Origin of the sequence: Sphaerisporangium sp. NPDC088356, assembly GCF_040685555.1 — a bacterium.
Classification (GTDB): domain Bacteria; phylum Actinomycetota; class Actinomycetes; order Streptosporangiales; family Streptosporangiaceae; genus Sphaerisporangium.
The window spans coordinates 60,159-73,352 of record NZ_JBFBIK010000027.1 but is presented as its reverse complement, the minus strand read 5'-3'; the positions used below and the strand labels follow the sequence as shown (position 1 = coordinate 73,352).

Below are 13,194 nucleotides of genomic sequence, written 5' to 3'. Positions count from 1 at the left end.
GGCGGAAGGAAAATCCTTCCGCCCCTGCGGCGTCTCTCATGAATCCGGACCGGCGAGCCCGGTGCCCGCTCCGCGCGTTCCGTGGCGGAGTTCAGCTCAGCGGGGCGCGCTCGCGCTTCAGCTCGCTGAACACCGGCACCGTGGAAAGCAGCCGCATGGCGTCGATGAGCCGGTCGGCCTCGTCGGCCGGGGGAACGCTCGCGACCACCGGGCCGAAGAAGCCTGGCCCGTCGTCGATCGCGGTCACCGGGCTGCCGCTCTCGGTGCCGACCCGGGACTGCCCGAGGTGGTGGCTCTCGCTGATCAGCATGTCGAACGCGGCGTCGTCCGCGGCCCGCAGCAGATCGGACGGCAGCCCCGCGTCCGCCAGTGCGGCGGCGAGCGTGTCCGGCGTGAGGTCATCGTCGAGGTCGTGCACGCGGTGCCCGATCGCGGTGTACAGCCGGTCGACGGCCGGCTGGCCGAACCGCTCCTCGGCGGCGGCGAGCACGCGCAGCGCCGCGAGCGACTTCTGATGCGCCGTGTGCAGCCTCTCGGGGATGTCCTTGCCCTCGTTGAGGATGGCCAGGCTCATGAACCGCCAGTTCACCGACTCGCCACGGCGCGTGGCGACGTCCCGGACCCATCGTGAGGTGCGCCAGGTGAAGGGGCAGATGGGGTCGAACCAGAGGGTGATGCTCACGGCGTCACATCCTGTCGTCGGCGTTCTGTGGATGTCGGCGACCACTGCCGCGGCCCGGCTCAGGCTCAGGCTCAGGCCGGCGAGGTACCGGGCCTCATCGTCCCACCCGCGTCCGCCCGTGTCTTATTCCAGAATGCCGCCGCCTGCGCCGCGGCGAGGCAGGCCACCGGGATCGCGGGCCTGTTCAGCGAGGCGCCCGCGGCCCACACGTACTCCGAGGCGGCGGGTCAGCCCGGCCGGCGCCAGCAGCAGGCCCACCGTCGAACTCCCACGCGAGCCATCATGAGTCGCCGGCGGTACGCCGTTCACTCGTGGTGACATGCATCGCGACGGGCCGCAGGACCAGGCCGTCGGTCCAGGTCACCGACTCGGGTGGGGCGGTCAGGCGGAGGGTGGGGCGCTGGATGAGCAGGGCCCTGAACGCCTCGGTCAGCTCGACCCTGGCGAGGCTGGCAGCCAGGCAGCGGTGCGGGCCGTAACCGAATGCCACATGGGGGTTCGGGGGGTGGCCGGTGAAGCGGTGGATGTCGAACCGGCCGGGCTCGGGAAACGCCCGCGGGTCGTGGTTGGCCGCGTTCAGGTTCGGCATGATGACCGTCCCCGCGCTCAGGCAGCCGCTGGGGATGTCGGTGTCCTTCGTCATCCGGCGCATGAAGGCGCTGGCGGGCGGCCCGTCATAGCGCAGGATCTCCTCGACGGCGGTGGCCGTCAGGTCCGGGTTCGCGACCAGCTCGGCCCACTGGTCGGGGTGCAGGAGCAACCGGAAGACACCACGGGCGATCATGGAGGCCGTCGTCTCGTGACCGGCCGTGATGAGGGAGAACACGGTGTTGACCAGCTCACCCTCTGACAGCCGGTCGTCCTCGTCCCTGGCCTGGACGAGCAGGTCGATGAGGTCCTCGCCTGGCTCGGCGCGATGCTGGGCGACCAGATCGGCGGCATAGGCCATGAAGTCCTGGTAGCCCTCGTAGCGTGCGCGCTCGTCGGCCGTGGAGGTGGTCAGGAACATGTCCGTCCACCGGACGAACTGCTCGTAGTGGTCCATCGGCACGCCGAGCATCTCGCAGATCACCCGGCCTGGTAGCTGCAGCGCGTACGCCTGGACCAAGTCGAAGTCCTCACCCTGGCCGTCGAGGAGCTCTTGGGCGATCTTCGCGATGCGGGGACGCCACGGTTCGATCTGACGCGGGGTGAAGGTGCCCTGCATGATCCGGCGGTAGCGGGTGTGCTCCGGCGGGTCCTGGTTGACCAGCGCGTCCGGATCGTCGTCGATGCCGATGCCGCTCACCAGCCTCGGCAACCCCGGCAACCGCAGGTTGCGGCTGGAGGTGGGCGAGGCCAGCAGGGCGCGGACGTCCTCGTACCTGACGGCCACCGGGACGCGGTCGCCGCTGGGCATGGCCGCCGGCTCCAGCGGCCCTGACTCCCGCCTGTGGGCGAACTCCGGTGGCGGCGTGGCAAGTGGTCCGGGAACGATGTCCGGCCAAGTCCCGTTCGGATCGAGCTCGGTGGTCATCGCAACCCCTTCCTACCCGGCGCGCCCAGGAGGCGGCCCACGCGGAACGTACGAAATGCCGCGCCGCCCGTCAACAGGCGAATCAGGTCTATTCGGGTTCGCCGTCATAACCCGCCTGGGAGCCGCCTACCTGTCCCAGCGGCTCGACCTGCTGGACCTCGGCCGCACCGTGGCGGAGAACCTTGTCGCCTTCGCGCCGGGGATGCCGGAGGCGCAGCGGATGAACCTGCTCGCCCGGTTCCTGTTCCGGGGCTCCCGCATCCATCTCCCGGTCGGGGTGCTGTCCGGCGGTGAGCGGCTGCGCGCCACCCTGGCCTGCGTCCTGTACGCCGAACCGGCGCCGCAGCTACTCCTGCTCGACGAGCCGACCAACAATCTCGATCTGGTCAGTGTCGCCCAGCTGGAAGGCGCCCTGCAGTCCTATGAGGGCGCCTTCGTGGTGGTCAGCCACGACGAGCGGTTCCTTGCCGAGATCGGAGTGGACCGCTGGCTGCGGCTGTCCGAGGGACGCCTGTTCGAAACGAGCGCCCCCGGTGAAGGCGGCTGATCCGATCAACCAGGCAGGTGGATGTCGCACTCGCGCCGATGACGAAGTCACCGCCCTTGACGGGGGTCGTCGCGGGCAGCGTCCGCCGATGACCGCCACCGCCGGCACGCAGACGACGATCAGGAGAACGGCCGGCACTGCGAGAGCATGGAGTTCCCGCGTAACCCGATCGGAGTGACCATGTACGTCCCCCAGCACTTCGCCGCGCCGGACCTCGACGCCGTCCACGAACTCCTGCATCGCTCCGGAGCCTCGGATCTGGTCACCTGGACCCCTCGCGGGATCATGGCGACCTTGCTCCCGTTGGTGTTCGACCCGTCCGCCGGGGAGCAAGGCGCCCTGCTAGGCCACCTGGCCAGGAACAACGAGCAATGGCGTCACGACTCGGACGTCGAGGCCCTGGTCATCGTGCGGGGACCCGACGCGTACGTCAGCCCTTCGTGGTACGCCACCAAGCGCGAGCACGGCCGTACCGTCCCGACCTGGAACTACGTCACCGCGCATGTGTACGGCAGGCTCGTCACGCACGATGACCCCGCCTGGACCGAGTCGCTGGTGCGGCGCCTCACCGACAAGCACGAGTCGGCCCGGTCGCGGCCGTGGTCGGTGGACGACGCGCCCGAAGCCTTCATCAAGGGACAGCTACGCGCGATCGTCGGCGTGGAGGTCGTCATCACGCGGATCGAGGCGAAGTGGAAGCTCAGCCAGAACCGTGGCCCCGCCGACATCGACGGCGTCGCCACGGGACTGCTCGCCGGAACCCAGCAGGACCACCTGGTCGCGGAGGCCATGCGGGACGCCGAGCGGCGAACCGCCGGCTGAGGACGGCCGTTCAGGCGCGCCACCTCGGTGAGGTCACTTTCCGCCGGCTCGGTCGAACTCGGCCCGCACGGCGAGGATGTCGTTCGCGTGCCCCCCGGATCCAGGCGAACAGGCTCGCCAGCGGCTCGCCGGTCCCCCGGCCGAGCGGGGTCAGCCCGTACGGCACCCGAGGCGGCGTGGAGGGCTCGACGGCGGAACCCAACGTCGTCCTATCTCTGGCGCGGCCGATTCGCGGAGTTTAAGCACCGACCTCCCTAACCTGAGTGCCGCCACTCGCGTACGACCCGTTCGACGTCGAAGGGCATCAGGTTGAGCGGGGGGCCGGAGAGCCCGGTTCTGATCGCCTCGCGGATCTTCGCGTTGATGTCCGCCACGATCTTCCGGACCTCGGGCTCCGACCCGGCACGCGAGGCCGCGTCGAGCGCGTCCTCGGCCTCCTTGCGCAGGGCGAGCGTCGGGGGCAGGTAGGACGCGTTCTCGCGGCGCAGCTTCTGCTTGACCCACCACATCTCGTCGAGGGGCTTGTCCCGGTCGGGGAGGGGCTTGCCTGCGCCCGGCAGGTTGTCGAACTCGCCCCGCTCCATCGCTTCACGGATCTGCCTGTCGACCCACGTCTCGAAGCTGACGCCGGGTGGCTTGCGATCTGTCATGGTTCGTTCTCCCTGAGGTGCCGTTCTCAGACGAGGACTTCGAAGTACCGGTATCCAGTCGCTTCGGGAGCGTTCGATGGTGCCGATGATAGTTACCGCCGGACGAGCCTCTGGAGCCGGGACTCGGGTTCGAGGAAACCAGCACAACCAGGAGCTGGTAGAGGTCAGCACAGCCACAGTCAGGGAAATACGGCGACGGCTCGGGAATGGTCACACCCTCGTGATCGGACATGACCCCCTCAGCGGCCTATTGAGCCGTACCTCTGCGTTTGCGGGAAGCCGCGAACCACGCGACGAGCCCGACTCCGCAGAAGACGGCCGGGAACAGCATCAGGGCGCCCACGGCCCACAGGCCGCTGTCATCGGACGTCGCGGCGTCGACGGTCCAGGACGCCCACATGACGCCCCCGATGGCGAGCGTGCCGATGACGGGATGCCCGCGCCACCCCGCGGTAACGGCGAGAACGGCGAGAACGATCACCAGCCCCGCCACCTGCCACGCCTGGTAGGGACCGCTGACACCGCCATCCGGCCCGACGTCCCGCTCCTGATCCCATCCGAGCCACGCGAGGTAGTTCACCAGAGTCGCCACCGCCAGCAGCAGGCCCGCCACGGCACCCTTCGCAAACCGATTTCCACGGGGACGTACGTCTACCATCGCCACTCCTTCTCTACCGACGCCGGGATAGTGGATCAGCGGTAGCGGAAGCCGTCGAGGAAACGGCGGAAGAGGCCGCCGGCGCGGGGCAAGGGCGGGCCCGGCGGCGGGGCGACCGGGCGTTGACGGGCGATGGGCTGGTCGTAGTCGGTTCGCGCGATGGCGTCGACGACCTGCTGCTCGTCGAAGTCCTCCGAGCCCTCGATCATGGGCACGAAGCCGACGAGCATGCCGTCGCGCATCACCTGGGCTTCGAGGCCCGCGGTGCCGTCGGTGTCCCACTCGGCCTCACGCCCGCCGGGCAGTGAGATCCGTATGCCGAACTGGTCGATGCCGACCCTCGCCAGGTGGCCGTCCATGCCACGCTCGCGCAACGCGTCGACGACCCGCCGTGCCCGGTTTTCTTCCACCTCTCCCAAGATAATGCGGCCGCGTCGGACCCGCTCACCTGGCGCGGGTTGACCGCGCCCGATGTCGAGGACGTTCTCACCCGCCATCGGTGGCCGCCGCACGCGTCCAGCGCCTGGCGTGACAGTCCCCTGGATTGCCCGAACGCATAGCAAATATAGCGATTTATCCGTTTTCGTCCTGACAGGGGAACGCGCCAAAATGTCCGTTAGCTTGGTAAAAGCATTTTGGAAGAAGACGGCGGCATCTCGGGTCGTACAAGCTTCGTTCGACCACGTCGGCGATCACCCGCCTTGGCCGGCACCGCTCCGAACGACGCTTCCGCCGTGTACGCCGATCACTGATCCGCCGCGAAGCGGAGAAGGAATCATGCCGCTGAAAAGGCGGGTCATCCCGTGGTTCTCTGCTCATGGAAAGGGACTTTCGATATGCCGCACGACGAAACGACCTTGCACGCAGCCGCGCGACCGGCGAGACGATTCAGCGCGAGGAGACTGAGGCGAGCCGTCTTCAGCACGGCCGTCGCCCTGGTGGTGGGTCTGATCACCACCACCGCCGGCGCCGGCGCGAGCGCCATGCCCTCCGAGCCCTCCGTAGGCCCCGCCAGGTTCGCCCCTGGCTTCACCCACGGCAAGGTGACCGTGGACGGCGGCACCCTCCACTACGTCAAGGGCGGGTCCGGCCCGGCCCTCGTGCTCCTGCACGGCTGGCCGTCCACCTGGCTGATGTGGCGCCAGGTGATGCCCGCGCTCGCCACCCAGCACACGGTGATCGCCTTCGACCTTCCGGGCCTCGGCGACTCCTCCATCCCCACCGGCGGCTTCGACAAGGTCACCACCGCGCAGCGGATCCGCGAGGCCGTCCACAAGCTGGGCTTCACGCAGGTGGAGCTGCTCGGCCACGACCTCGGCACCCTGATCGCCTACCCGTACGCACGCGACTACCCCAACGAGGTAACGCGGTTCGCCGTGATCGAGTCACCGCTCCCCGGCTTCGGCCTGGAAGACCTCTACGGGCTCAGCTGGCACTTCCGGTTCAACATGTCCCCGGCACCGATCCCCGAGACGATCATGGACAACGCCGACGTCAGCACCTACCTCGGCATGATGTACAACTTCAGCCACAACGGGCAGGGCATCGACCGCGAGGCCTACTACAAGGCCTACGCCAACCCGGCGAGGCGCCACGCGGGGTACGAGTACTACCGGGCGTTCGCCGCGGACGCCGTGAACAACCAGGCGCACGCCTCCAGCCGGCTGGGCATGCCGGTGCTGGCGATCGGCGGGCAGTACTCCTTCGGGACCGGTGTGGCCGACTCGTTCGACCAGGTCGCCGACGACGTCCGCCCGGTCGTGGCCCCCGACGCCGGTCACTACGTCCCCGAGGAGAACCCGACCTTCCTCGCCGACTGCGCCAACCTGTTCTTCGGCGCCCAGAACACCCCGCCCCAGCGGCCCGAGCTCGCCGGCTGCGTCCGGTAACACCCTTCTCGCCGCAGGGCCGCGTTCCGCGCGGCCCTGCTGCCGTTCCGGAGAAGGGGGAGGGGATAGCCCCTTTTCCTAGGGATTCGATAGGTTGACTGGGTGGATTTCGACTACACCATGGCGATCGGGTCCTTCCTGGTCGCCATCGTCGTCGGGCTGACCGGCATGGGCGGCGGCGCTCTGATGACGCCCATGCTGGTCACCTTCTTCGGCGTCCCACCGCTCGCCGCGGTCTCCAGCGATCTCGTGGCGGCGGCGGTGATGAAACCGGTGGGCAGCCTGGTCCATCTGCGGCACGGGACCGTCAACCTCAAGCTGGTCCGCTGGTTATGCGTGGGATCCATCCCGGCGGCGTTCTGCGGCGTGCTGCTCGCCAGGGCGTTCGGCGACGGCAAGGACGTCCAGGAGGTGATCCAGAAGGCCCTGGGCGTCGCCCTCGTGATCGCCGCGACCGGCCTCGCCATACGGGGCTATCTCGCGATGAAAGACCGGGCCGAAGGCCGTACCGCGGCGACCGGCCGCCGTACCGCCGAGCCGGGCGAGCCCGCGGCGACCGGCCTGCCCTCCGTCTCCATACGCCCGATCCCGACCGTCCTGATCGGGATCGTCGGCGGGCTCGTGGTCGGCATGACCTCCGTCGGCTCCGGCTCGCTGATCATCGTGGCCCTCCTGGCCGTTTACCCTCGGCTCAAGGCCAACCAGCTCGTCGGCACCGACCTGGTCCAGGCGGTGCCGCTCGTCATGTCCGCCGCGTTCGGCCACCTGCTGTTCGGCGACTTCAAGCTCTCGGTCACCGCCGCGCTGCTGGTCGGTTCGGTCCCCGGCGTCTACATCGGCTCGCGGATCTCCTCCCGCGCCCCGGGCGGGCTCATCCGCCGGGTGCTGGCGTTCGTGCTGCTCGCCTCGGCGCTGAAGATGTTCGGCGTCAGCAACACCGTCACCACCTGGGTGCTCGCCTGCGTCCTGCTCGCGGCCCCGCTCTTCTGGATGGTCCTGCGCACCCGGCACGGCCTGCCCGCGCTCCCCTGGACGCCGGCCACCGCGGGCGGCGAGGAACCAGCCGTAGTCAGGAAGACCGACGAGTGACCAGGTAGCGGCCTCGCAGGCCGCATCGCGAGGACCTTCGCCCGTGAAGGACCTCCCGATGACGCTCTGACCGGTCAGGCGGCGAGGGTGTCCAAGATCTGCTGGCCGTACTTCGCCAGTTTGTTCTCGCCGACACCGCTCACCTTGCCCAGCTCGGCCAGCGACGACGGTGCCCCTGTCGCGATCTCGCGCAGGGTCGCGTCGTGGAAGATGACGTAGGCGGGCACGCCCTGCTCCTTGGCGGTGGCGGCCCGCCAGGCACGGAGCCGTTCGAAGACCGGCACGGCCTCCTCTGGCAGCTCGGCGGAGGGGGTCGTGCGACGGGTCTTGGCGGCCTTGGCCGGACGCTCGGGCTCGCGGCGCAGCAGCACCTCGCGCCGCCGGCCCAGCACCTCGCCGCTCGCCTCGGTGAGCACGAGCGTGCCGTAGTCGCCCTCGACCCCGAGAAGGCCCTGGGCCAGGAGCTGGCGCACCACGCCGCGCCACTCGACCTCGCTCAGCTCGGTGCCGATGCCGAACACGGTCAGGGAGTCGTGCTCGAACTGGACGACCTTGGGGGTCTTCTTGCCGAGCAGGATGTCGATGATCTGGCCCGCGCCGAACTTCTGGCGCCGCTCGCGCGCGAGGCGGACCACGGTGGACAGGAGCTTCTGGGCGGCGATCGTGCCGTCCCACGACTCCGGCGGCGACAGGCACGTGTCGCAGTTGCCGCAGGTGCCGCTCTGCTGCCCGAAGTACGCGAGGAGCCGCACGCGGCGGCACTCGACCGTCTCGCAGAGCGCCAGCATGGCGTCGAGGTGGCCGCCGAGGCGGCGGCGGTGGGCGTCGTCGCCCTCGGAGGTGTCGATCATCTTGCGCTGCTGCACCACGTCTTGCAGTCCGTAGGCCAGCCAGGCGGTGGAGGGGAGGCCGTCGCGCCCGGCGCGGCCCGTCTCCTGGTAGTAGCCCTCGATGGACTTGGGCAGGTCGAGGTGGGCGACGAAGCGCACGTCGGGTTTGTCGATGCCCATGCCGAAGGCGATGGTCGCGACCATGACGATGCCGTCCTCACGCAGGAAGCGCGACTGGTTCGCGGCACGGGTGCGCGCGTCGAGCCCCGCGTGGTAGGGCAGCGCGGGGATGCCGTTCTGGACGAGGAACTCGGCGGTCTTGTCGACGGAGGCCCGCGACAGGCAGTAGACGATGCCGGCGTCGCCGGGGTGCTCGTCGCGCAGCAACTTGATCAGCTGGCGCCTGGGCTCGCTCTTGGGCGCGATGCGGTATTGGATGTTGGGGCGGTCGAAGCTCGCCACGAAATGGCGTGCTTCCTGAAGGTTGAGCCGGGCGGCGATCTCGGCGTGGGTGGCCTCGGTGGCGGTGGCGGTGAGCGCGATGCGCGGAACGTCGGGCCAGCGCTCGTGCAGCATGGAAAGGGCCAGGTAGTCGGGCCTGAAGTCGTGGCCCCACTGCGCCACGCAGTGAGCCTCGTCGATCGCGAACAGGGAGATCTTGCCCCGATCGAGCAGCCGCAGCGTCGAGTCGACGCGCAGGCGCTCGGGCGCGAGATAGAGCAGGTCGAGCTCGCCCGCGACGAAGGCCGACTCGACCCGCCGCCGCTCGTCGGGATCTTGCGTGGAGTTGAGGAACCCCGCGCGCACGCCGAGTGCCGTGAGAGCGTGGACCTGGTCTTGCATGAGGGCGATCAGAGGTGAGACGACGACGCCGACGCCCTCGCGCACCAGCGCGGGGATCTGGTAGCACAGCGACTTGCCGCCGCCCGTCGGCATGAGCACGAGCGCGTCGCGACCGGCGACGACGTGGTCGATGATCTCCTGCTGGCCTTCGCGGAACGACTTGTAGCCGAAAACGCGGTTGAGCACGCGCAGGGCGTCGCTCGCCTCGAGGCCGCTGTCGGGGGAGGTCATCGCGTCAGTCTACGAGCTTCCACCGGCCCTGACGGGCGGTACGAGGCGTCCTGTGGACACGGGTTCCGCCGTCCACAGGGCGGAGTCTCCGGCCCGTCGTGTTCAGGCCGAGAAGACCCTTCCGCTGACGTAGTCGGCGAGCACGAGCGCGGCGCCCTCGGCGTCGGCCACCGGGTGCCGCTTCTCGGCGGACTGCCAGGAGTAGTAGGCGCCGCCGTACCCCACGAAGACCCACAACGGCAGGCCCACGTCCGGGCGGTGCACGAGCAGCGCGGGCATGCTCGCCCGGAGGTCGGCGTCCACGCCGAGACCGGTCAGATGGTCACGCAGCCGCAGCAGTTTGGTCCCCTCGTCGGTGACCTCAGAAGTGATGCCGCCGGCCGCCTCCTTGACGATGATCGCGTCCATGCCGTTCCTTCCCCGCGTTTTCCCTAATTCAAGACAAACACCGCATCTCACTCAGGGAGACCCCACTGGCGCCCCTCAGTCGAACCGCAGGCTCCCCCTAAGCGGCGGTTCACGAAGAAGCGCACCTGTCACCGGGGTGCATGACCCCGCGCTGATCAAGGAGATAGAATTTCGCGCAACACGTCGAAGGAGCCAAGTAGCTCCGGGGTCGCGCGAGTCAAGAGAACCGCCGGCAGCTGTGAAGGCGGTCTCGCGTCCCGGGTGAAGACCCTCCTGAGTGCGGGGAGGAACGGCGAAGATCGCCCAATGCCCCGTCGGCCGGCCCCCGTCATCGGGCCGTTCGAGGCCGCCGCCCAGGCGGCGGCGAAAGCGCGGTGGCACCGGGAGTCCCCTTCTCCCCCGCGCTCCCAAGGGATCGCTCATATTCCCGCAGGAGTGTGAAATGATCTCACGAGTTCTCGCCGCCGACCTGCCCGGGCACGTCGGCCGCCACGGCCTCCGGGCCCCGTTCGAGATCGCCGCCGCGGGTGTGGCCGGGTTCCGGGCCACGCTCGACGGGCTGGGCTTCGTCGAGACGTCCACGCCCAAGATCGTGGCCTCGGCCACGGAGTCGGGCGCCAACGTGTTCGGCATCGACTACTTCGGCAGGCCCGCCTTCCTGGCGCAGTCGCCACAGTTCTTCAAGCAGGCGCTGGTGGGGGTGTTCGAGCGGGTGTACGAGGTGGGACCGGTCTTCCGGGCCGAGCCGCACGACACGGCCAGGCACCTCGCCCAGTACACGAGCCTGGACGCCGAGCTGGGCTTCATCGGCCACCACCGCGACGTCATGGCCGTGCTCACCAAGGCGGTGGCCGGCATGCACGCGGCCGTCGCCGAACGGGCCGCGACCGCCACCGCCCTGCTGGAGATCGGCCTGCCGAGCGTGCCTGAGGAGATCCCGTCGATCCATTTCGCGGACGCGCAGGAGCTCCTGGCCCGGCACACCGGGGAGGACCCGCGCGGCGAGCCCGACCTCGCACCGTCCCATGAACGCTGGCTCGGCGAGTGGGCCCTGCGCGAGCACGGCTCGGAGTTCCTGTTCGTCACGGGATATCCCATGGTGAAGCGCCCGTTCTACACCCATCCCGACCCCGAGCGACCCGAGTACTCCCGCAGCTTCGACCTGCTCTTCAGGGGGCTGGAGCTGGTCACGGGAGGCCAGCGGCTGCACCGTCACGCCGACTACCTGGACGCGCTGGCCGCCCGGGGCGAGGACCCGAAGGCCTACGAGGGATACCTGGCCGCCTTCGCACACGGCATGCCGCCCCACGGCGGCTTCGCGATCGGGCTGGAACGCTGGACCTCACGCCTGACGGGCGCGGCCAACGTCCGCCAGACCACCCTGTTCCCGCGCGACCTGCACCGTCTGAGCCCCTGACCACCTGACGGCGGCGCCCGGCACCGGGAGATCGACGGCGGTGCCGGGCGTCGAGGGGGCATATGGGGGCCATGGTGTTGAATTGCCGGGTGACGACCATCGCGCCCACCGGGGCCCAGCACACCATCGAGGCCGGCGGCTTCCAGGCCGTCGTCACCGAGCTCGGCGCGGGCTTGCGGAGCCTGACCCACGAGGGCCGGCCGCTCATCATCGGCTACCCCGAGGACCACGCGCCGTTCGGATCGGCGGGGCTCCCCCTGATCCCCTGGCCGAACCGCGTCGAGGACGGGCGGTACGAGTTCGACGGCCAGGAGCGGCAGCTCGCGCTGACCGAGCCCAAGACCGGCAACGCCGCGCACGGTTTCTCCCGGTCGTTCCCGTGGCGGGTCGTGTCGCGAGAGGACGGGTCGGTGACGCTCGGGCTGCGGCTGTTCCCGCAGATCGGCTACCCCCACGTCCTCGACCTCACCATCGCCTACACGCTGGGACCCTCCGGCCTGGAGGTCGCGACCACCGCACGGAACTCCGGGGACACCGCCGCGCCGTACGGCTTCGGCGCCCATCCGTACCTCACGCTCGGGGAGCCCGTCGACGACGCCGTGCTCGAACTGCCCGCGAGCCAGTGGCTTCCGGTGAACGAGCGCAAGATCCCCGTCGGCAGGCGCGACGTCGAGGGCACCGAGTACGACTTCCGCACCGCCCGCCCGATCGGCGAGACGGTTCTCGACACCGCGTTCACCGGCCTGGCACGCGGCTCCGACGGACACGTCCGCGTCAGGCTCACCACCGGGGACGGCGCCCGGGGCGTCGAGCTGTGGGGCGCCGAGGGCATCGGCTGGCTCCAGCTCTTCACCGGCGACACCCTCACCGGGGAACAGCGCCGCGCGGGGCTCGCGGTCGAGCCGATGAGCTGCCCGCCCAACGCATTTCGCACCGGCGAGGACGTCGTCCGCCTCGCCCCCGGAGACGAGGTCACCCACCGGTGGGGCATCGGCCCCATCTAGCCTGAGAGCCTGAGCCGGGCGAGCCCCGCACCGGAATGACCGGGCGGGGCTCACGGGCTACTGCTTGGCGCTCTTCACCGCGAGGGGGTCGCCGGGCGCCTCGGCCTTGGCCTTCTCCATCCGCTCGCCGAGCTCCTGGAGCTTCTTGCGGCCCATGGCCTCCCGCACCTTCGGGAACCACTCCTCTTCCTCTTCCTCCACGTGGTGGCGGACGTTCTCGATGAGGACGGTCACCTTCGCGTCGTACCGCTCGTCCTCGGGGTCGAGGTTCTTGAGCTCCGAGAGCATCCACACCACGACGTGGTGCTCCTCAACGCTCTCCAGGACGTGGTCGGTGGTCTCGGGGACGTCCTGACGAGCCGCCGGGTAGAAGATCTCCTCTTCGATGTAGGCATGGGTGGTGAGCTCGTGGATGATCTGTTCGACGATCTGCCGCTTCTCCTTGTAGGCGCGCTCACCCGCCTTCTCGAACTGCTTGAACAGCTTCTCCACGGTCTTGTGGTCGTCCTTCAGGAGCACGATGGCGTCCATCGAGCCGCCTTCCCCTCGTAGGTGTGGTCGGGTCGGTAGAGCGCTACCTCCTGTGAGCGATTTAAACGTGGGAGCGT

14 protein-coding genes are annotated in these 13,194 nt (G+C 69.6%); 6 read left to right on the top strand and 8 right to left on the bottom strand.

Going from position 1 to position 13,194, the window contains the following annotated elements; translation table 11 throughout:
- Nucleotides 1-91 precede the first annotated feature (91 nt).
- Nucleotides 92-682 (bottom strand): DsbA family protein, encoded by a 591-nt coding sequence (locus AB0O34_RS13415; protein ID WP_363915614.1) that lies wholly within the window; start codon nucleotides 680-682, stop codon nucleotides 92-94.
- 280 nt (nucleotides 683-962) lie between these two features.
- Nucleotides 963-2,198 carry a cytochrome P450 gene (locus tag AB0O34_RS13410; RefSeq protein ID WP_363915613.1) on the bottom strand — a complete coding sequence of 412 codons (1,236 nt, stop codon included), beginning with the start codon at nucleotides 2,196-2,198 and terminating at the stop codon, nucleotides 963-965.
- A 55-nt stretch (nucleotides 2,199-2,253) separates the two neighbouring features.
- Between AB0O34_RS13410 and AB0O34_RS13405 the strand changes: the two genes are divergently transcribed.
- A complete protein-coding gene (locus AB0O34_RS13405; protein ID WP_363915612.1) occupies nucleotides 2,254-2,745 on the top strand; it encodes an ATP-binding cassette domain-containing protein in 492 nt (163 codons plus the stop codon).
- A gap of 147 nt (nucleotides 2,746-2,892) precedes the next feature.
- Nucleotides 2,893-3,567, top strand: coding sequence for an FMN-binding negative transcriptional regulator (locus tag AB0O34_RS13400; protein ID WP_363915611.1), 675 nt, complete (start codon nucleotides 2,893-2,895; stop codon nucleotides 3,565-3,567).
- Nucleotides 3,568-3,821: 254 nt separating this feature from the next.
- On the opposite strand, the gene AB0O34_RS13395 is transcribed toward AB0O34_RS13400, so the two are convergent.
- The 3 genes from AB0O34_RS13395 to AB0O34_RS13385 form a co-directional block, all read right to left on the bottom strand.
- Nucleotides 3,822-4,217 (bottom strand): DUF1992 domain-containing protein, encoded by a 396-nt coding sequence (locus AB0O34_RS13395; RefSeq protein ID WP_363915610.1) that lies wholly within the window; start codon nucleotides 4,215-4,217, stop codon nucleotides 3,822-3,824.
- A 247-nt stretch (nucleotides 4,218-4,464) separates the two neighbouring features.
- Nucleotides 4,465-4,830 (bottom strand): hypothetical protein, encoded by a 366-nt coding sequence (locus AB0O34_RS13390; protein ID WP_363915609.1) that lies wholly within the window; start codon nucleotides 4,828-4,830, stop codon nucleotides 4,465-4,467.
- 80 nt (nucleotides 4,831-4,910) lie between these two features.
- Nucleotides 4,911-5,285 (bottom strand): hypothetical protein, encoded by a 375-nt coding sequence (locus AB0O34_RS13385; protein WP_363915608.1) that lies wholly within the window; start codon nucleotides 5,283-5,285, stop codon nucleotides 4,911-4,913.
- 426 nt (nucleotides 5,286-5,711) lie between these two features.
- Here AB0O34_RS13385 and AB0O34_RS13380 point away from each other — a divergent pair, with 426 nt between their 5' ends.
- Together AB0O34_RS13380 and AB0O34_RS13375 are read left to right on the top strand one after the other, a co-directional pair.
- On the top strand, nucleotides 5,712-6,764 hold the full coding sequence (locus tag AB0O34_RS13380) for an alpha/beta hydrolase (RefSeq protein WP_363915607.1): 1,053 nt from the start codon (nucleotides 5,712-5,714) through the stop codon (nucleotides 6,762-6,764).
- Between the two features lie 102 nt (nucleotides 6,765-6,866).
- On the top strand, nucleotides 6,867-7,853 hold the full coding sequence (locus tag AB0O34_RS13375; RefSeq protein ID WP_363915606.1) for a sulfite exporter TauE/SafE family protein: 987 nt from the start codon (nucleotides 6,867-6,869) through the stop codon (nucleotides 7,851-7,853).
- A gap of 74 nt (nucleotides 7,854-7,927) precedes the next feature.
- Here the strand turns inward: AB0O34_RS13375 and recQ are convergent, their stop codons facing one another.
- A complete protein-coding gene (gene recQ, locus AB0O34_RS13370) occupies nucleotides 7,928-9,757 on the bottom strand; it encodes a DNA helicase RecQ (RefSeq protein WP_363915605.1) in 1,830 nt (609 codons plus the stop codon).
- 102 nt (nucleotides 9,758-9,859) lie between these two features.
- A complete protein-coding gene (locus AB0O34_RS13365; protein ID WP_363915604.1) occupies nucleotides 9,860-10,165 on the bottom strand; it encodes a hypothetical protein in 306 nt (101 codons plus the stop codon).
- Between the two features lie 442 nt (nucleotides 10,166-10,607).
- On the opposite strand from AB0O34_RS13365, the gene aspS reads away from it, so the two are divergent.
- The gene (aspS, locus tag AB0O34_RS13360) at nucleotides 10,608-11,582 is read left to right on the top strand and encodes an aspartate--tRNA(Asn) ligase (RefSeq protein ID WP_363915603.1); all 975 of its coding nucleotides are present in this window, start codon (nucleotides 10,608-10,610) and stop codon (nucleotides 11,580-11,582) included.
- Between the two features lie 89 nt (nucleotides 11,583-11,671).
- Entirely contained in the window at nucleotides 11,672-12,586 is a 915-nt protein-coding gene (locus AB0O34_RS13355) for an aldose 1-epimerase family protein (protein ID WP_363915602.1), read from the top strand.
- Between the two features lie 57 nt (nucleotides 12,587-12,643).
- Here the strand turns inward: AB0O34_RS13355 and AB0O34_RS13350 are convergent, their stop codons facing one another.
- Nucleotides 12,644-13,117, bottom strand: a complete 474-nt coding sequence (locus AB0O34_RS13350; protein ID WP_363915601.1) for a hemerythrin domain-containing protein — start codon at nucleotides 13,115-13,117, stop codon at nucleotides 12,644-12,646.
- Between the last annotated feature and the right edge of the window lie 77 nt (nucleotides 13,118-13,194).

What these genes read in the sequence shown, in the direction of transcription:
- AB0O34_RS13410 (WP_363915613.1), bottom strand. Translation starts at nt 2,198, where the DNA reads ATGACCACCGAGCTCGATCCGAACGGGACTTGGCCGGACATCGTTCCC.
- AB0O34_RS13405 (WP_363915612.1), top strand. Translation starts at nt 2,254, where the DNA reads ATGCCGCGCCGCCCGTCAACAGGCGAATCAGGTCTATTCGGGTTCGCC.
- AB0O34_RS13400 (WP_363915611.1), top strand. Translation starts at nt 2,893, where the DNA reads ATGGAGTTCCCGCGTAACCCGATCGGAGTGACCATGTACGTCCCCCAG.
- AB0O34_RS13395 (WP_363915610.1), bottom strand. Translation starts at nt 4,217, where the DNA reads ATGACAGATCGCAAGCCACCCGGCGTCAGCTTCGAGACGTGGGTCGAC.
- AB0O34_RS13380 (WP_363915607.1), top strand. Translation starts at nt 5,712, where the DNA reads ATGCCGCACGACGAAACGACCTTGCACGCAGCCGCGCGACCGGCGAGA.
- recQ (WP_363915605.1), bottom strand. Translation starts at nt 9,757, where the DNA reads ATGACCTCCCCCGACAGCGGCCTCGAGGCGAGCGACGCCCTGCGCGTG.
- AB0O34_RS13365 (WP_363915604.1), bottom strand. Translation starts at nt 10,165, where the DNA reads ATGGACGCGATCATCGTCAAGGAGGCGGCCGGCGGCATCACTTCTGAG.
- aspS (WP_363915603.1), top strand. Translation starts at nt 10,608, where the DNA reads ATGATCTCACGAGTTCTCGCCGCCGACCTGCCCGGGCACGTCGGCCGC.
- AB0O34_RS13350 (WP_363915601.1), bottom strand. Translation starts at nt 13,117, where the DNA reads ATGGACGCCATCGTGCTCCTGAAGGACGACCACAAGACCGTGGAGAAG.